Origin of the sequence: Pseudomonas kitaguniensis, assembly GCF_009296165.1 — a bacterium.
GTDB lineage: Bacteria > Pseudomonadota > Gammaproteobacteria > Pseudomonadales > Pseudomonadaceae > Aquipseudomonas > Aquipseudomonas kitaguniensis.
In genome coordinates, this window is sequence record NZ_VUAZ01000052.1 from 41,089 (window position 1) to 58,996 (window position 17,908).

Sequence of the window (17,908 nt, forward strand, 5' to 3'; positions counted from 1 at the left end):
CTGGGATTTACGCCATGGCCACGATGACTTTGCGGTCACCGGTGTAAGGGTTGCGCCCGTGGGCGACCAGTCGGTTGTCGAGCATCAGAATGTCACCGGCTTGCCACGGGAAGCTCACGGCGGTCTGGTCGTAGACCTCACGCACCGTGGCGAGCATCGCGTCGGGGATCGCCGAGCCGTCGCCGAAGTACACGTGGCGCGGCAGGTTTTCTTCACCGACCGCCGCCAACAGGCTGGCGCGTACGCCAGGTTCAATGGCCGAGACGTGAAACAGGTGGGCCTGGTTGAACCAGACCCACTCGCCGGTTTGGGGGTGCTGCAACACGGCTGCGCAGCGCTGGCGGGTGCGCAGGTCACCGTCGGGTTTCCATTCCCACTCGATGCCGTTGGCCTGGCAGTAGCGCTCGACCTGGGCGCGGTCTTCGGTGTTGAACACCTTCTGCCAGGGCAGGTCGAGGGCGCCGCTGTAGTTGCGCACGTAAAGCAGCTCACGGCTGGCGAACAGGTCGCGGATCTCGGCGGGCATGCGCTGATAGATCAGGCGGCTGTCGCAGATCGGCGTTTCGCCGCCGTTTCACTGGCCTTGATGCAGTGAAACCAGATGCGCGACGGCCACGGCCGGGTGTAGGCCTGTTCGTTGTGCAAGGGAATACATTGATGGGCCGGGTATTCAGTCGAGCTGTAGACCCCGGCGAACACTTTGCTGCGTGGCGTGGAGCCGAATTCGTAGCTGGCCAGCGGCGCGCCGAAACTCGCGGCAAAACGCTTGAAGTCGATGGGTGTGGCCACATTAAAGCCGCGAAACAGCACGCCGCCGACGCTGCGCAAGGTCGCATCGAGGCTGTCTCGGATCGACGGGTCGAGGGCGTGGATCGATTGCCCTGGTTCGGCCTGAATCAACCTCGGCAGCGTCGCTGCAGCGGGGGCTCCATCTGTGTTGATGGAAACAGGCGCGGAACGTCCGTTGGGGTGTTCGATTGAGGTCATCCTTTGCACATCCTGTTGTTTTTCTGGCTCTGTAGCAACGTCAAAGCGGGCCTTGAAAGCTGGGCAGAGGCCTTCACAAAACATTGAAACGAAATGTGTGCATCTCGATACTGAGGCCATACTAGGTGTGAATGCGAGGGATTATCAATACTATTCCTTTAATATTTTTTTTCGACTAGACTCCGCCCCGCTGGGAAAAAACAGGGGTTTGCCGACGGATAAAAATACCAATAACTGCATAAACAACTGCGGTAGGGGGCGGGGCGTGAATTACAAAATTAATACACTTGCGTTGGCGGTAGGGTCTGCTATGTGCCTGATGAACAGCGCATGGGCCGACGATCAGCCAGCCGCACTGGAAATGGCTCCGATCACCGTCACCGGTGAAAAAATCAACCGCACGCTTGAGCAAACCCAGTCGAGTGTAGCCGTGGTCACGGAACAGCAACTGCGCGACAAGGCGGATCACAGCCTGATCGACGTATTTGCGCGTACCCCTGGCGTGTACAACCAGGCCGGTAACGAAAACTGGGGCATCCGCGGTGTGCCGGTGTCGGGTTTCGATGACCAGGGCCCGGCCACCCTTAATGGTGCAGTCTCGGTGTACGTTGACGGCGCCCAGCAACCCAACCGCGCGCTGACCCTGAGCCCGATCGGGCTGTGGGATACCGAGCAGGTCGAAGTGTTCCTTGGCCCGCAATCCACCACCCAGGGCCGCAACTCGCTGGCCGGCGCGGTGGTTATCCAGACCAAAAACCCTACCTTTGACCCGTCGTTCTCCGCGCAGACCAACATTGGCAACTACGGTGAACGTGGTGTGGCCGTGGCGGGCGGTGGCTCGATCGTCGACGACAAGATCGCCGGGCGTATCGCCATCGACACCCAGGACGGCGACGGTTATATCCGCAACACCACCAACCACGACGATGCCAACCCGCACCGCACCAGCAACTATCGCGGCAAGTTGTTGATCACGCCGAACGACGACACCGATGTGCTGCTGACCTACGCGCACAGCGAACACCGCCAGGGCGACAACTCGATCACCCGCATCGGCGACAAGGTGCAGTATTACAAGATCGACTCCAACACCAAGGCCTACGACAACCTTAACCAGGACACCCTGAGCGCGAAGATCGACTGGCGCCTCAACGATGCCTGGACGCTGACCAACCTGACCACCTACACGCATTCGGACTACACCGCGCGCAAGGACTTCGACCAGACGTCCACGGCCAACAATGTCATCTATCGGAAACAGTCCGGCGATATGTTCAGTCAGGAACTGCGTTTGGGTTATCAGTCCGATACCGTGCGCAGTTTTGGCGGGGTGTACTTCGGCAACACCACCAACAGCTTCCACGACCGTTTGGAGTTCAACAACGTGCCGCGCGGTGCCGCCAAGGGCGACGTCGATATTAAGAACGCTGCGCTGTTCGGTGAAGTGGACTGGGACTTCGCGCCCAACTGGACGCTGATCACCGGCCTGCGCTACGACTACGAAACCAACGATACCGACATCAAGCAGGACGACTTCTCCAGCCCTGGCAAGGTCAAAAAGAGCTTCAATGCGCTCCTGCCAAAAATTGGCGTGGACTATCAATTCGTTCCTGACCAATACGTCGGGTTCATGGTGCAGAAGGGCTACCGTGGCGGTGGTGTGAACGTGCGGGCAGGTGGCGGTCACCAGGCTTACGATCCTGAATACACCACCAACTACGAGCTGTCGTACCGTGGTTCGTTCCTCGAAAAGACCCTGCGTGCGCGTGCCAACCTGTACTACACCGACTGGAAAGACCAGCAGGTCAGCGTGCTTGACCCGTCGGGTGATTTTTTCCTGGTTTACAACGCCGGGCGCAGCGACATCAAAGGCTTGGAAGTGTCTGTCGAAAAAGACTTCGGTGAGCAGTTGACCCTGAACGTCGGCGGCGCTGTCACCGACGCCAAGTACAAGGACTTCAACACCGGTGATGGCCTCGACCGCAGCGGCCAGCCGTTCCTTTATTCGCCGAAATACAAAATGTCGGTGGGCGGTACGTACCGCTGGAACGAGCGTCTGACCCTTAACACTGACCTCACCTATCAAAGCACGGCGCCGTCCGACTTCGAGTTCGATGATAACGGCCAAGTCAGCAAAGTACGCCGCAGCGACAACTATGTGCTGACCAACTTCAGCACCGAATACAAGGTCACCAAGAATGTGGCGGTGTCCGGTTACCTGAAAAACGCGTTCGGTAAGGAATACGTTACCAGCAACCGCATCGGCGACATCATTGACGTGGGCGCCCGCGTACGTTCGGCCTGGTGCTGCGTTACGACATGTAAGTCGATGGGCGCAGGGATGCGCGTTCCCTGCGTCTGGTTTCAAGAGTTTGGCTGCCGGGCGCATGCGTGCCCGGGCAGCGCTGCTTGCTTCCAAACCCAGCCTCCGTGGAGGACGTAATGAACGCTTTTTCGAATGCCACAACCGGTGGCGCGTCACAGCTACGCCTGTCGCACACGGGCCTGTCGCAGCCTTATTGCCTGGACCTGACGCCGATGCTGGAGCGCCAGCAACAGCAGGAATCGAACGCCCGCAGCTACCCGCGCCGCATCCCGCTGGTGCTGGAGCGCGCGCATGGGATTTACGTACAGGACAGTCGCGGCCAAGTGTTTGTCGATTGTTTGGCCGGTGCCGGCACCCTGGCGCTGGGCCACAACCACCCGGTGATCATTCAAGCAATCACCCAACTGATGGCCGCCGGTGTGCCCATGCACACGCTGGACCTGATGACACCGGTAAAGGACGCCTTCGTTCAGGAAGTCTTCGGCTGCCTGCCCGCCGATTTCGCGCGCACTGCACGTATCCAGTTTTGCGGCCCGAGTGGCGCGGATGCGGTGGAAGCCGCGCTCAAATTGACGCGTACCGCGACCGGGCGGCATTCGGTGCTGGCGTTCGAAGGTGCTTATCACGGCATGACCTTGGGCACCTTGGCGATCAGCGGCAACCTGTCGCCAAAAAATGCCCTCGGCGCATTGATGCCGGGCGTGCAGCGCCTGCCGTACCCGCACGATTATCGCTGCCCGTTTGGCGTTGCAGGCGAGGAGGGCGTGACCCTCAACGTGCGCTACCTGGAACATCTGCTTAACGACCCGGAAAGCGGCGTCACCTTGCCGGCCGCGATGATCCTTGAGCCGATCCAGGGCGAGGGCGGTGTGATCGCAGCGCCAGACCGCTGGCTGCAGGAACTGCGCCGCTTGACCAGCGCCCACGGGATTCCGCTGATCGTCGACGAAATCCAGTGCGGTATCGCGCGCAGCGGGCGCATGTTTGGCTTCGAGCAGTCGGGCATTACCCCGGACGTGATCACCTTGTCCAAGGCCATCGGCGGCGGCCTGCCGTTGTCGGTCGTGGTCTACAACGATTCGCTGGATGTATGGCAACCCGGCGCGCATGCCGGCACCTTCCGTGGCAATCAACTGGCGATGGCGGCCGGCACGGCGACCTTGCGCTTTATTCGCGACAACCAGTTGGTGGCGCACGCCGAGAGCGTGGGCGCACACCTGCGCAAACAGTTGCAGGCGCTGCAAAGCGAATTCGCCTGGGTCGGCGATGTGCGCGGGCGCGGGCTGATGCTCGGCATGGAAATCGTCGACCCGCACGGGGTTGCCGATGTACAAGGGCACCCGCCGGTCGACGCTGCGCGCGCCAAGGCGTTCCAGCAGGCCTGTTTGCGGCACGGCTTGATCGTGGAGTTGGGCGGGCGTCACGGCGCAACCGTGCGTTTTCTGCCGCCGCTGATCATCACCGAACAAGAGATCGACTTTGTTGCGCAGATCCTGTTCAAGGCCGCGCATTCGATCACTACGCAGCCCTGATCGGGCGATGCCCGGCTGTTCCATACGGGGCCGATACGCTCGGTGTACGTGCGCGATCCGGACCTTAACCTGATCGAGATTTGCGGGTACGTCGAGGTTGCCGGTTAGAAGTCCAGAGTGACTCCGGTATAAAGCGCGCGACCATCTCCCGGAGAGTGCAGCGACCCTCGGGCACCGTCCGGGTCGTACCACACGTATTCGTAATAGCGGTTGGTGAGGTTTTTCAGCTGCAGGTCGACGCTCACCGACGGCGTCACTTTGTAGGTTGCACCGAGGTTCATCAGTACGTAACCGCCATACGTGCCTTGGGTGTTTTCGCGCTCCAGGTAATAGTCGGTCTGGCCGTTCATCCACGCAGTCAACTGCAACGCAGGTGTCGCCTCGTAGCTGATGCCGGCGTTGTAGAGGTGATGGGGGATGTGGTCGATTTGCTGACCTTTGCTGTCAGGTAACGTGGCACTTGGCTGGAGTATTTTCGAATACTGCCAAGAGTAGGCCAGCCACAGTTCAGTGCGGTCGTTGGGGTGCAGGTTCACCTGTAAATCGTAACCCCAGCGCCGGGTTTCGCCGACGTTATCCGACTCGCCGCTTGGGTCGTTCAGCCTGCGACTGACTTCCCCGGAGGCCTCTTGCTGCCAATAGGCGACACGCCCGTCCACCCAGTCAGCCGGTGTGAACTTGATGCCGGTTTCCCAGCCGTCGTTGATCGACGGTGCCAGGTCGGTATCCCTGGGCGGAATTTTGTACGCCGCCGCACCCGTGCCGACTTGAAAGGTACGCCCCCAGTTCGCGTAGACGCTGGCGACGTCCCACGGCGAATAGACCACGCTGAGCTTCGGCTGCTTGATCAGCCCGTAGTGGTTGATGTCGTAATCGGTGCCGGTCATTTCATTGGTGAAGTTGCCCTGAATTTTATCGACGCGGTAGGCCGGTACGATCTTCAGGGACTCGAACGGTTTGATCTCGGCCTGGACATAAGCGCCGTAGGTGTCGAAGTCAAACTGCTGGTCGCGCGTGGTGGCCAGGCGCGCACGCTCTTTGCTGCGATAGCGCTCACTTTTGTTTTGCTGCTGTTGTACGTCTGCGCCACCTTCCAGCGCGAAATCGTAGAGCCAGCTGACTTCAGGTCGCCAGGTCAAAGAGGTGAGGGCGCCATACTGTGTCTCGTAGGCGTCGCGCTCTTGCTGCGAGCTTGTGCGCCAATACTGCGTCCAACGCCTGTCATCAAAGGTATTCACGTAGGTTTTCGCTGACCAAGCCAGCGTATCAGCCAGGTCTGTGTCGACATGCAGGCTGACCTGATTCATGCGCCGCGTGCCTGTGTCGGTAGCGTTAAAACGGTTGGTCATTTGGGGATGACGACGCGCATCCTCCTCAGTCAGATAACCCGGCTCCTGTGCCTCGGTTTCGTAGTGACGGGCGATCAGGCCGATGCGGTAGCTGTCATCGTCCGGCGTGTAGAACCATTTGCCCGACATCGAAAACTTGTCTGCCTGAGCGTGATCCCGGTAACCAGCGGATTTCTGATAGGCGAAGAAGTAGTTCTGCGTCCAATTGCTGCTTTGAATGCCCTTGGCGAGTTGGGCCTCCTGAGTATTGAAGCTGCCATACCGCAGGCGCGCCTTGGTGTAGTCGCCACCGGTGCGGGTCAGCATATTGACGTTGCCGGCGATGTTATTCAGGCCATAGCGCGCATCACTGGTGCCACGCACCACCTCGATGCTGTCCAGCTCCATAGGGAAAATCATGTCCATGTACGGCATGTTGCCGTCATTGCTGTTACTCGGAATGCCGTCAATCAGCAGCTTGACCGCGTTGACTTCGCCTTCGCCGTTGAAGCCTCGAAACGAGATTTTGCCGGAGGTGGTGCCTTGGTTGAATTCAGTCAGCATCACGCCCGGTGCGCGGCTGAACAGCTCCCAGCTGTAGTTGACCGGCATTTTATCGAGGATGTCGGCGCCCAGAATATCGACTGAGCTGAGTACATTGCTGGTGTTCAGCGGGCCGCTGGCGGTGCCCTGGACGCTGACCGCGCCCAAGGTCAGCGTTGAGTTTTCGAGGTTGCCGGCGTCGGCCAGTGCCACTGACAGCGGGCTTGCTGCAAGCATGCCTATCGAGAGCAAGGGCCAGATAGAACAGCAAATAAACAAAGGCTTTGCACGCGGCAAAGTGATTGAACTAGGCATAACGCACACTTCCTGATAACCAAGCGTATTCATCGGCGTTTAAGTGGCCACGCGCAGGCCGCACAAACACCGTGCAATGAAAACAGCGCCGAACATGCGTCGGCTAACTGCGAGGGTTAATCAGGCGAAAGGCGAGGCGCGCGGGCTTAGGCTCGGCCAACGAATTCGAGGATGTAGCGTGGGTAATTCCAAGTAGACGAGCGCGGCGTCAGGCGTGTATCGCGGCAGGAAATTGCGGTAGTAGTTAGAGGGCAGTGCTGCCAGGCCGGCATGCCCACAGCAGCAATCGCCGTGTTGCATAAGGGTCTTGGAGGGCGTCTGCTGTTGAAGCGGATCGCTAAGTTTGACGAAACCAGGCGGCAGTACTTTTGAAGGGCCTGCGGAGCAAAAACCGCCCCACAGCATCAACTGCACGTCTGGCGTTTGCATAGCGCGGCTTAACGGCATGGCCAACATGTTTAACAACACGGCCAGGCAGGCAATCCACGGGCAGATGCGTTTCAACGAAGACATGCAAGAGTCGCTGCAAAGGGGCTGGCATTTAGCCAGAGTTCGATAGCGGTGTAAAATTCTATGGAGTGCGCTATTTCGCCGCACACTGAACAATGCACATTGTTAGTTAGCTAACCATAGTAGGCCGTTTACAAATCGTGTGTCGATGTCCTCAATCTGTCATATCGAAACCTTAGAGTACGCGCAAATGTAAGGAAATATTTCAGGCGCATGAGTTCAATAGCGCGTCGCCAAGTGCTTGTCGGCGATGATGCCCGCTATAGAATCTAATGACCCCGTTTTGGCCAGGAGCGTTATTGCTGCATAACTTTCCGAGTCAACCTGTTTTGTCTTGAGAGCGCGCATCTGCGATGCACACTTCGAAACGCAGGTTGTCTGTCCAACATGGATATTGACTTGCCTATGAACGCGCAGTTTTCGAAGGTTGATTGGCTGATTGCAAGCGTTGGCATCCCGGCACGGGTGTTGGCAGCATGATCGCGCATGGAACCATAATGACACTGGCGGCGAGCGTAATGCTCAGCGCAAGTTTCGCAATGGCTGCTTCTGCACCCGTCAAAGACCAGACTGTTGTCGCCGTCATTAAATTTGTGAAGCGCGCCGAAGGGCCAGGCTTGCGCTTCGATCCAGCGAGTTGCACCCCCTGCAGGCGAGTGACAGACCCCGACTGGAACGCCGACAACCCGCGCGAGACGATCATTGCGCTGACAGTACCGCGCTCACGGATGCTCGAACTGAGGTTCGACGGCGCAGTGGCTAATACCTCGCGAGTGATTCTGGAGACCGGTGACATTCCGTTCAGGCTCGATGACGGGCGTTTGTACGTGGTACTGCCGCCACTGGCTGCGGATGCGATAACGGCCGCCGAAGTGTCCACGCATATCGTTGAGCAAGGTATGGTCCTGCGCTTCGAGCATGCTGACCCTGCACGTCGTGCGGGTTTTTATAGTCAAGGTGAGTTTCCTTCTGTGCAGCGCGCGGCGGCCAACGTGCTTGAGTTCGCGCAGCGTGAGGCCGTGCGTGACCTGGGGCTTGGGCACACGGTAGAAAGCCGCGGGCTGGGCAAGATCCAGATCATGGGGTTCGACACCAATGCCCCCCACGGCCATGAAGATGCGCCGCCCCACATGCACATGCACCTGCGTTGGCCAGCGAACACCGGCACGCAAATCGCCCACTACTACATCGGCACGGACGGTCTGCTGCTGCACAACATTGTCGGCGTAAAAGGGATTGATGCCCCGGAAAGGCGCTTTGAGCGCGGGGATTCATTTACCACGGTCGGCCCTGATGGTCGCCCGGTCTACACCCATCGCATTACGCCACAGGGCGCGCTGCAGATCACTCGTCCTGATGGCGCGATGTGCCTGATAGAGCCTGCCGGGGCAGGGCGCGAGGGCTTCGCAGGTGGAGCGAGTGTGAGCTGTTCCACCGGCACTAAACGGTTGGTCAACGTGGATGACGATCTGCACAAAGGCCGACTGAAAGTCAGCATCGACAATATTGAGGAGATCTACTACTACGACCCGGACACCGGCGTTTTGCTGTCCCCCAGGCAACCACCTCCCGTACCCCCTTCGGTGTATGTGGAAGCGGTGTCAGGCCCAGGCCTGTCATCGTCAGTGGCTGACTAGCGCTGTTGCTTTCGCACGTACAAACCTAATCCACTTCTGACCTTGCGGGAGTTAAGTCTATGTTTTGTATACCGAGAATAGTTCTACTGTGCACATCGATAGTTGTTCTGGCGGCGCCATGCATTGCGCGCGCAGAGTACAACACCGACAAGATCGGCGGGATACTCAAAGACGCCCACAACGACCTTACGATTGTCTGCGCCCACCGCGGATTGCACGGCACCGCGATAGGCACCAACGCTCACCCGGACTGGCTGCGCGATGTGCCGGAAAACTCGATCGCCGCCATTGAGCAGGCTGCCAGCAGTGGAATCGAGTGTTCGGAAATCGATCTTCAACTGGACCGCAACGGTAACGTGATCGTGTTGCATGATTCCAACCTCGGCCGAACCACCAACGCCTACACCACCGCAAACTCGACCGAGTATGACCCTTACGGGCATGGCGGCTATAACCCGAACTTGTCGAACTATTTTGGAAACACCCTGAATCTAAACCTTCGGCATCCCTCCCTGAATGGCTACAGCAACCAGAAATTGCCCACGTTCGATGCCATTTTGGACACGATCAAGCGCGATAAAATCGCGATGATCCTGCTGCTTGATGTAAAGAACATCGAAGCCGCCAAAAAAGCCTGGCAGAGCGTGAAGACGCACACCAACTGGTGGGGCACGCCGGCCGAGCGCTGGGTGTACTTCAAAATGCCGGTCAACGTGATTGGCACGACCGCTGCCAATTTTGAAGCCAAGGGCATCATGAATGCCCAGAGCGAAGCCGGACGCTTCCGCCTGATTCCGGTGTTTGGTGCAGACTTTATTGACGCCAGTGGCGGGCCGGCAAATTCGCTTATGAACTGGCAAGGTTACTACAACAAGGGTTATGTCTACGCCACCGAAGTGCGACTCAAGGAATATGACAACACACTCAGGTTTCCGCTGAACAACATCATGAACAGCTACTACGCCATGCGAACCACGCGCGATGTGAAAACCATGGGTGCTTATCAGCCTGTCGCGGAGACCAAGTTCTATAGCTTCTTTGCCGCCGATGGCCATTGCTGCACGGAGCCCAAGTACTGGCTGTGGAAATCCCAGAAGGGCTTTGGCCAAGAGACGGGGGATAACCGCACAAGCCTCAACTGGATCATGAACACCGCAGGCAAAAGTTTCAGCTACATCATTACGGACGATCCTCTGACTGCCATGTCGGCACTAAAAAATGATAACCGTCGAAACACGGGTCTTATTTCAAACTAGTTGTTTGATAGCCGTTGGGTGAGTGAACACTTTTATTACGCCGGCCGGATGCGCATGCCGTGTCCGGTCGATAGCGTGCTGTCTAACGGTCTATTGGAAAGACAGGTGGCTGTTATTCAATCAACTGAAGTTGTTGTCATCATAATAAAAACAGCCGCATCGACGCGATATTTAAAAGCCTTTTTAAAGCGCCATGCTGCTATTTATTTTGTCCCGATTGGTGATGTTATGTTCGCGTTACTTTCATCGCGTCATCCTGCGCAACTTTTTCGCGACTGCGATCTGTTGCGTGCTTCGCCGGCAGTTACGTTCGATACCCCCGCGACACCTTTACCGGCAGTCGCTGTGCCCCGCAGTGGCGTGGGGCCTATTGCTTGTGTATGCCTTGTTGCATTGGGTATGCATGCGGCGGGCTTTCTATGGTTTCGCAACAGCGCGCCCGCGCAGCCTTTACCGCCTATCACCCGGCCGATGCCGATTGCAATGCAAATGGTTGCCAAGCCCAAGCCGCCGCCTCCAATGCCGGCGGTTGAACAACCGGCGCGCCGCCACCCGTTACACCGGCACCGCCCCCCAAACCTGTGGCCACCGCGCCGAAGGCTGAGGCGCCACGCGCGCAGCCCGCCAAGCCACCGGCCAAACCACAACCTGCCCAGAAGCCGGCTGTCGAGAAGCAACCGCCTGCTGCGGCGCCCCAATCGATGCCGACCCAGCGACCTGCGCCAGCTTCGCCCGTCAGCCGCGAACCGACTACCACGGCACCCATCGGCCGCGCCGGTTACTTGAACAACCCGCCACCGGTGTATCCGCCCGCAGCGGCCAAACGGCATCAGCAAGGCACGACAGTGCTGCGCGTGCATGTACTGGCCAACGGTCGCCCGGACCAGGTTGAGGTTGCTCAGTCCAGTGGTTTTTCGGCCCTGGACGATGCCGCCCGCGCGGCTGTTCGACAGTGGTCCTTCACTCCTGCCAAGCGCGGTGACAGCCCGGTCGATGGCTGGGTCAACGTTCCGCTTGCCTTCACTCTCGCTCCTTGAGGCGCCTTACCATGACAATCGACTACTCAACGCTGATTCAGCAAAGCTCCATGGGCATTCTGCTGCTGTTCTCATTGGCGACCTGGGCCGTACTGCTGCTCAAGGCCTGGCAGCAGGGCAGGGTGAAAAGCCAGAACAAGCGCTATGCGCAGGCGTTCTGGGCCGCGCAGGATTTTGATACGGCGTTGCACAGCGGTCCGCAAAAAAGCCAGTTGGCGCGTCTTGCGCAAGTCACCACGCAAGCGCTGTCCGGCGGCCACGATGGCCACGAACCGGCTGACAGCTGGAGCCGCCAGGAACTGCTGGAGCGCAGCCTGCATCAGCAGATTTACGCTGAACGACGCACCCTTGAAAGCGGCATGATCGTGCTCGCCTCCATCGGCAGCACCGCGCCTTTTATCGGCCTGTTCGGTACGGTGTTCGGCATCATCCATGCCCTGCAAGCCATCAGCACAGCCAAGTCAGCGAGCATTGCGGTGGTGGCAGGGCCGATCGGCGAAGCCTTGATCGCCACCGGCGTCGGCATTGCCGTGGCGGTGCCGGCAGTGCTCGCCTACAACTTTTTCAGCCGCCGATTGAAACTCATGGTGGCCGACCTGGATGTGTTTGCGGTCGACCTGCTGAACCGCGCCCAACGCCATGCCTTCAGATTGAAAGGCGAGCGTGACGCTGGTCGCAGCCTGAGCGGGGTGGCTTGAGATGGCCTTCTCTTCAAGCCACGACGACGATGCAATCAGTGACATCAACATCACGCCTCTGGTCGACGTGATGCTGGTGCTGCTGGTGGTGTTTATCGTGACCGCACCGTTACTGACCAATGCGATACCGCTCGATTTGCCGCAGACAGTCGCCACGGCGCCGCTGGACGACGCCAAGCCGGTGGCTATCAGCATCGACGCCAAAGGCGGGTTGTTCGTCGACGACCAGCCTGTGCCCGAAGCGCAATTGCCGGACACCCTGCAGAACCTGCGTGCGCGTGACCCGGACGTGGCGCTGACCCTGCGTGCCGACACCGCGACCGACTACGGGCACGTTGCCAGGGTGCTGGCAGACGTGCAAAGCGCGGGCATAACCCGCTTGGCGGTAATCACCGAAAGTCCCTGATGACTGCCATTGCGATTAATAAAAACACGGCGCCAGAGCCTGTCGCCTCATTAAGCCTTTAGGAAACGCTTTCATGATCATGTTATCGACTGCGCGTGCGTCTGGTTTTCCCCTTAAACGACTGGTGTTGGTGATCGGGCTGCATGCCCTTAGCCCGGCGAGCTATGCACAGGACGCCGCGACACCGGCAGCGGCGGCGGAGGAGGCTGCCTCCGGCGCCGGCGATACCACGCTGGGCACTGTTTCGGTGATTGGCCAGGGGGAAACGCGCCAGGTACAGCGCGTCGATGAAAAGGACATCAAGGCTTACTCGGCGGGCACCAACCCGATGAAGGTGCTGCAGCGTCTTGCCGGGGTCAGCTTTCAATCGGGCGACCCGCTCGGGCGCGAAGAAAGCAGCCAGCGCATCAGCTTGCGTGGCTTCGACATGCATCACTTGGGCTACACACTGGACGGCGTCACACTGGGCAACATGAGTTTCGCCAACTTCAACGGCCTGAGCATCACCCGCGCAATCATCGCGGAAAATATCGCCAAGAGCGAAGTCGCGGCCGGGATCGGCGCCTTGGGCACTGCCTCCAACAGCAACCTGGGCGGTACGGTCGCGTTCACCAGCGCAAACCCCGACAAGGAGTTTGGCGCACGCCTTTCGCAAACCCTGGGCAGCTATGCCACCCAACGCACCTACATGCGCGTCGATACCGGCGAATACAATGGCCTGGCGGCTTATGTCTCGGGGGAAAAATACGACGCCGACGCCTGGAAAGGTCACGACAACCCGCAGGAATCGGACGCGCTCAACGCCAAGGTTACCTACGATTTTGGCGGCAATCACCTGAGCTTCTATCACAGTACTTCAACGCACAATGAAGCCAACCTGCCGGCGATGTCGACCAGCATGATCAGTCGCTTGGGCTACAACTGGAGTTACTACACGCCTGACTGGACGCGGGCCGTGAACGCCGCCAACGGTATTTTTACCGGCGGCGTCACACGGGCGTCAGATGCAACCTACAACGGCAGCAGCTTGCGTGATGATGAACTTGACATCCTCAGCGGCAACTTTTCGCTCACCGATGATCTGCTGCTGGACGCCACGGTCTATCACCACCACGACTCAGGCCGCGGCAACTCTTACTACCCGTTCGTCTACACCAGTGGCAGCACGACCGTGCCCACCAACTCGATTCGCAGCACGGTGTACGGCATCAACCGCACGGGTTTCCAGACCGCGCTGACGTACTTTCTCGGTCAGCATGAAATACAGGGCGGCTTCTGGATCCAGTCGAACAAGAATGACGTCTCGCGCTACCTGTTCGACCCGACCGGCACCGCGCCGCAAAACCACATTGTGAGAACCGACGGGTTGCCGCTGGTCGCCACCGTTCTGTCCCAGGATTACAACGACCTGACGCGACAGTTCTATCTGCGCGACAGCTACACCTTGCTTGACGACCGTTTGAAGCTGGAGTTCGGCGCCAAGAACACGGTCACTACCTCTACGGTGGAAGGCAAGGGCGGCGGTTACGCCAGTGGTTCGCTGGAGGCGCGAGACCGGTTCCTGCCGCAACTGGGTGCTACCTATAAGCTTAATGATCAAGATGAGGTGTTTACCTCGTACTCGGAAAACGTCGCCGCATTCCCCAGCAGCGGTTACAGCCCATTCTTCACCACCCAAGCGGCCGTCGACGCGGCAGACGGGTTCAAGAACCTCAAACCGGAAACCTCCAAAACCATTGAAGTGGGTGTGCGCCGCAGCAACCCGCTTTATTCCACTTCGGCCGCGGTCTACAACACCCGGTTCGATAACCGCCTGGTTGCGATTACCAACTGCACCGGTATTGTGATTTGCCAGAACAGCGTGGCCAACGTCGGCTCGGTGACCAGCCGAGGCCTGGAACTGACTTTCGCGCTGACCCCCAACGAAAACTGGAGCTGGTCCAACTCTGCCTCCTACAACCACAGCACATACGACGACGATTACCAAAGCGGTACCAGCCAAGTTCACGTCAAAGGCAAGACCGTGGTCGACACGCCCAAGCTGATGTATTCAAGCGCCCTGGACTGGCATTGGCAGCACTGGAATGCGGGGTTGCAGGGCAGCTACATGAGCAAGCGTTATTTCACCTACACCAACGACGCAAGCGTTGCCGGCTATTGGCTGGCCAATACAACGCTGGGCTATGACTTCGGCAAGTTGGGCGCGGTCAAAGACACCACCGTGTCGCTGAACGTGGTTAACCTGTTCGACAAGCGCTACATCTCAACGATTAACACGGATGCCACTGCTGCAAGTGACCCCACCGGTGACTTGCAGATACTGCAGGTCGGCAACCCGCGCAGCGCGTTCGTCACCCTGGCGGTGCGCCTTTAGCGCAGCGCTTTGGCGCGCCTGACCCAGAGGCTGAAGCGCATGCGTGATAGCCGAGCCACCCCGGTAAGCCGCCAGCGTGGTATTGCGCTGCTGATGGTGCTTTGGGTCATGGCCTTGCTCAGCCTGCTGTTGGCTTCACTCGCCGCCTGGGTGCAACTCGAAAGTCGCCAGGCCGTGTACCTTCGCCAGCACACGCAAGCACTGCTGGCGGCAGAGGCGGGCGTCGAGTTGGCGGTGCAAGCCTTGGCTGATCCTGTGCAGCGTAAAAAGTGGGTCGCCGACGGACGTGAAATGGCCCTGACATTCGACGACGCGCAACTCTCGGTCAGCCTGCACAGCGAGAATGGCAAGCTCTACCTGAACAACGCCGAACCGGATGATTTTTCCCGCTTGGCGCTGGCGTGCGGCGCGAGCCAGGCACAAGCCAGCCAATTGGCTGATGGACTGCTAGCGCGCCGGAATAAAGACCAGCCGCCGTTTCGCTTGCTTGAAGAAGTACGGCAACTACCGGGCATGACGCAAGCGCTGTACAGCCGGCTGTTGCCGGAGATTACGCTATGGAGCGGCTTTGATCGGCCCGATCCGGCTTTTGCCAGCCCGCTGATGCGCACTGCACTGAACCTGCCAAAGGGCAACCCGGCGGGTGTGGACCCTGGCGAGGTGTTGGTGATTGACAGCCGGGCGCAGCGCGGTGATGGGTATATCGCGCGGTTGCAGGTGACGGTGTTGTTGAATACGGTGAAGGGGCGGGCCTATACGGTGCTGCGGTGGGAGGAGTGAGGTGACCAATCCAAGTGAACTATGCGGTAGCGTCGGCGATTACCAAACAAGGGTTACCAACCTTGCCCGCCATGGGAACAGCATTGAGCGCAGGCAGTCATTCGGGTTGAACCGTGAGTGAGGCGCAGGCGGCTGGCCAGGCAGCTTATGAGCTTCATCATTTTTGAACTAATCATCACGCTCATCCACCTAATTCTGTGCAAATAGTCTATAGCTCAGGCTTATCCTGGGTTACTCATTCACACATGAAGGTTTGGTGGATCATGAAGAGCGAACAGGTTGAAGGCGTTGCAGAAAAGATTACCGGCAAAGCGCAGAGCGCAGTAGGGAAACTGTTTGGTGACTCGAAGCTGGAAGCTGAAGGTACTGGACGCCAAGCTGCCGGTCAGTTGACCCAAGCCTATGGCGATGCATTGGACAGCGTATCGACGTTCGTCAAAGAAAAGCCAGTCGCCGCGATCGCAATTGGTGCAGTCGCACTGCTGGTTATGGACCGTCTCTTTCGCCGCTGACTCAGGCGCACAGCTGAACGGGCCTGATGAATTTGCACACCGCAACAGGGCGCTATGATGGCGCCTAAACCTGCGGTGTGCAGATAAGCGAAAGTCCTGCTCAAGCGAGTTCAAGCTCAACGCCGCAAGTAGGGTGCCTGACCAAAAAAAGTGCAATCTGCAATGCAAGCGTTGAGCAACGCTTGAGTTATCAGCTCATGCGCACACCGGCATTTACCTGAAAACGCTAAAGGCCGTTAATCTTGGTTTCCGGACTTCCTGGCATTAGTTTTTTAGCTAAAAACTGCCAGGTCTTCCAGGAAAGTAGCGCAAGGAGCGCCCCAAACGTACCGTAGAACAAACCCAGCTTAACGCGAACCCAAGGGCTGAAATGGCAAGGCGCTGTGGGGAGGCCAGAGGCGGGCATGCAGGGTTCAGGAAAAATAATCAACCCTGCATGAGGCCAGAAGATGATTGAAACAAACCCTATCGTGAACAGTGCCGCTATTTTCCATTGAGAAACACCTGAAACTTTCTTGATTGTGCAGATCAAGAAGACGACTAAGGCGAACGACAGCAGCAGTGGCGTTACTATCTCTTCGTAGTAAACCTGAACAATTAATTGCGTATAAGCATTCATGTAATCTCCAGGGAAGTCGTTCCGTCTGCACGATCTACCGTACCCTACTTATTGAAGCATACATACCTGGCAATGAGCCTGACGTTTTCCGATCACCTGGTGGACCCATTCGAAGAGGGTATCGATTTGTTGGTACGGTTCGGCGAACTACAGGACACCAGCGGCCTGGTAGCGCGGCGATTGACCCGTCAACGCTGGGCCATCTGCGCATCCCCTGACTACCTTGCGCGCTTCGGCACCCCGCAAACCCTGGAAGAGCTGACTCAGCATCTTGTGCGCGCCTTGGCAGTAAAGGCTCTGCGCGCATTTAATCGCTGAACACGCAAAACGCCAGGGGGAGGGGAAATTACTTATGAAAGTGCGTGGGTGCGCGGACAGCTGAAGATGCAGTTAGAGTGGTCATCATTCTCCTGATTATTGTGTGACAAATGAATATTCCGTTTTTTGTTTCTCTGGATGGACCCAAAGGCACCGGCAAAACCACGCTATTGGAGGCCGTAACGGCAATGCTGAGGGCGGACAACAAGAAAGTCATCCGACTTTGCGAGAGAAAAAGCGATCCCTACAGAAGGGAAACCATGGCCCTGGTTAATGAACTTGCCAGAAATCCGTCAAGAGATCTGGAATGGGCTGTGTGCGAGCGCTTTGCCGACAGTCGCAGTTGGATATCCCGGAACGTACTGACTCAGCAGCCGTTGGACAGCATTATCCTGATTGATCGCTGGTATCCGTCTGATGCTGCGTTTCGACACACCGTTCCGTTTGCAGAGATTCTTCAGTTGAACCGGGAGCGCGACGTGCGAGTGCCGGATGTGCATGTCGGCGTTGTCACCGCGCCGGATATTTCGTGGGCAAGGGCAACTGCACGGTCGCGAGGATTGGGCGGTACAGTGATCCAGAAGTATGCAGAGCATGTTGCATGTACAGAGATATTCGAGCAGGCGGTCGCGGATCATGGCTGGGTGATGTGCCGTAATGAAGGTGCGATCGAAGACGCAGTGAAGCAGGTGGTGGCTGAGATCCTAAAAGTAGCTGGGTGACACGTAGT

At 58.3% G+C, this 17,908-nt stretch carries 12 protein-coding genes and 4 pseudogenes; 12 read left to right on the forward strand and 4 right to left on the reverse strand.

Annotation, left to right across the window (positions count from 1 at the left end; genetic code table 11):
* Positions 1 to 7: 7 nt before the first annotated feature.
* Positions 8 to 987 (reverse strand): annotated as a pseudogene (locus F0169_RS09655) (TauD/TfdA family dioxygenase).
* Between the two features lie 265 nt (positions 988 to 1,252).
* Here F0169_RS09655 and F0169_RS09660 point away from each other — a divergent pair.
* Positions 1,253 to 3,312, forward strand: a pseudogene (locus F0169_RS09660) (TonB-dependent receptor).
* 117 nt (positions 3,313 to 3,429) lie between these two features.
* Positions 3,430 to 4,845: a diaminobutyrate--2-oxoglutarate transaminase gene (locus F0169_RS09665; RefSeq protein ID WP_122250727.1), complete on the forward strand. Its 1,416-nt coding sequence runs from the start codon at positions 3,430 to 3,432 to the stop codon at positions 4,843 to 4,845.
* A 104-nt stretch (positions 4,846 to 4,949) separates the two neighbouring features.
* Here the strand turns inward: F0169_RS09665 and F0169_RS09670 are convergent, their stop codons facing one another.
* Both F0169_RS09670 and F0169_RS09675 read right to left on the reverse strand, forming a co-directional pair.
* On the reverse strand, positions 4,950 to 6,953 hold the full coding sequence (locus tag F0169_RS09670) for a TonB-dependent receptor (RefSeq protein ID WP_172979388.1): 2,004 nt from the start codon (positions 6,951 to 6,953) through the stop codon (positions 4,950 to 4,952).
* A 198-nt stretch (positions 6,954 to 7,151) separates the two neighbouring features.
* The gene (locus F0169_RS09675; protein WP_082648997.1) at positions 7,152 to 7,544 is read right to left on the reverse strand and encodes a DUF2946 domain-containing protein; all 393 of its coding nucleotides are present in this window, start codon (positions 7,542 to 7,544) and stop codon (positions 7,152 to 7,154) included.
* 653 nt (positions 7,545 to 8,197) lie between these two features.
* Here F0169_RS09675 and F0169_RS09680 point away from each other — a divergent pair.
* From F0169_RS09680 to F0169_RS09715, 8 genes and pseudogenes are all read left to right on the forward strand, one after another.
* Positions 8,198 to 9,178 (forward strand): hypothetical protein, encoded by a 981-nt coding sequence (locus tag F0169_RS09680; RefSeq protein ID WP_341869091.1) that lies wholly within the window; start codon positions 8,198 to 8,200, stop codon positions 9,176 to 9,178.
* 59 nt (positions 9,179 to 9,237) lie between these two features.
* Positions 9,238 to 10,434, forward strand: coding sequence for a glycerophosphodiester phosphodiesterase family protein (locus F0169_RS09685; RefSeq protein WP_152746365.1), 1,197 nt, complete (start codon positions 9,238 to 9,240; stop codon positions 10,432 to 10,434).
* 399 nt (positions 10,435 to 10,833) lie between these two features.
* Positions 10,834 to 11,471, forward strand: a pseudogene (locus F0169_RS28035) (energy transducer TonB).
* Positions 11,472 to 11,482: 11 nt separating this feature from the next.
* Complete coding sequence (locus tag F0169_RS09695; protein ID WP_058412032.1) at positions 11,483 to 12,169, forward strand: MotA/TolQ/ExbB proton channel family protein; 687 nt, start codon at positions 11,483 to 11,485, stop codon at positions 12,167 to 12,169.
* Between the two features lies 1 nt (position 12,170).
* The gene (locus F0169_RS09700) at positions 12,171 to 12,575 is read left to right on the forward strand and encodes an ExbD/TolR family protein (protein WP_058412033.1); all 405 of its coding nucleotides are present in this window, start codon (positions 12,171 to 12,173) and stop codon (positions 12,573 to 12,575) included.
* A 73-nt stretch (positions 12,576 to 12,648) separates the two neighbouring features.
* The gene (locus F0169_RS09705) at positions 12,649 to 14,949 is read left to right on the forward strand and encodes a TonB-dependent receptor (protein ID WP_058412034.1); all 2,301 of its coding nucleotides are present in this window, start codon (positions 12,649 to 12,651) and stop codon (positions 14,947 to 14,949) included.
* Between the two features lie 39 nt (positions 14,950 to 14,988).
* Complete coding sequence (locus F0169_RS09710; protein ID WP_152746366.1) at positions 14,989 to 15,729, forward strand: type II secretion system minor pseudopilin; 741 nt, start codon at positions 14,989 to 14,991, stop codon at positions 15,727 to 15,729.
* Positions 15,730 to 15,992: 263 nt separating this feature from the next.
* Complete coding sequence (locus F0169_RS09715; RefSeq protein ID WP_058412036.1) at positions 15,993 to 16,241, forward strand: CsbD family protein; 249 nt, start codon at positions 15,993 to 15,995, stop codon at positions 16,239 to 16,241.
* 226 nt (positions 16,242 to 16,467) lie between these two features.
* Here F0169_RS09715 and F0169_RS09720 read toward each other — a convergent pair whose 3' ends face one another.
* Positions 16,468 to 16,860 carry a hypothetical protein gene (locus tag F0169_RS09720; protein ID WP_152746367.1) on the reverse strand — a complete coding sequence of 131 codons (393 nt, stop codon included), beginning with the start codon at positions 16,858 to 16,860 and terminating at the stop codon, positions 16,468 to 16,470.
* A 72-nt stretch (positions 16,861 to 16,932) separates the two neighbouring features.
* On the opposite strand from F0169_RS09720, the pseudogene F0169_RS09725 reads away from it, so the two are divergent.
* Positions 16,933 to 17,130, forward strand: a pseudogene (locus tag F0169_RS09725) (LysR substrate-binding domain-containing protein); the annotation flags it as partial.
* Between the two features lie 158 nt (positions 17,131 to 17,288).
* Positions 17,289 to 17,900, forward strand: a complete 612-nt coding sequence (locus F0169_RS09730) for a dTMP kinase (RefSeq protein WP_152746368.1) — start codon at positions 17,289 to 17,291, stop codon at positions 17,898 to 17,900.
* The last annotated feature ends 8 nt before the right edge of the window (positions 17,901 to 17,908 follow it).

Bases quoted from the DNA above. Each gene is read 5' to 3' on its own strand.
- F0169_RS09710 (WP_152746366.1), top strand. From the start codon at position 14,989: ATGCGTGATAGCCGAGCCACCCCGGTAAGCCGCCAGCGTGGTATTGCG.
- F0169_RS09715 (WP_058412036.1), top strand. From the start codon at position 15,993: ATGAAGAGCGAACAGGTTGAAGGCGTTGCAGAAAAGATTACCGGCAAA.
- F0169_RS09670 (WP_172979388.1), bottom strand. From the start codon at position 6,953: ATGCTTGCAGCAAGCCCGCTGTCAGTGGCACTGGCCGACGCCGGCAAC.
- F0169_RS09720 (WP_152746367.1), bottom strand. From the start codon at position 16,860: ATGAATGCTTATACGCAATTAATTGTTCAGGTTTACTACGAAGAGATA.
- F0169_RS09700 (WP_058412033.1), top strand. From the start codon at position 12,171: ATGGCCTTCTCTTCAAGCCACGACGACGATGCAATCAGTGACATCAAC.
- F0169_RS09705 (WP_058412034.1), top strand. From the start codon at position 12,649: ATGATCATGTTATCGACTGCGCGTGCGTCTGGTTTTCCCCTTAAACGA.
- F0169_RS09730 (WP_152746368.1), top strand. From the start codon at position 17,289: ATGAATATTCCGTTTTTTGTTTCTCTGGATGGACCCAAAGGCACCGGC.
- F0169_RS09675 (WP_082648997.1), bottom strand. From the start codon at position 7,544: ATGTCTTCGTTGAAACGCATCTGCCCGTGGATTGCCTGCCTGGCCGTG.
- F0169_RS09665 (WP_122250727.1), top strand. From the start codon at position 3,430: ATGAACGCTTTTTCGAATGCCACAACCGGTGGCGCGTCACAGCTACGC.
- F0169_RS09695 (WP_058412032.1), top strand. From the start codon at position 11,483: ATGACAATCGACTACTCAACGCTGATTCAGCAAAGCTCCATGGGCATT.
- F0169_RS09685 (WP_152746365.1), top strand. From the start codon at position 9,238: ATGTTTTGTATACCGAGAATAGTTCTACTGTGCACATCGATAGTTGTT.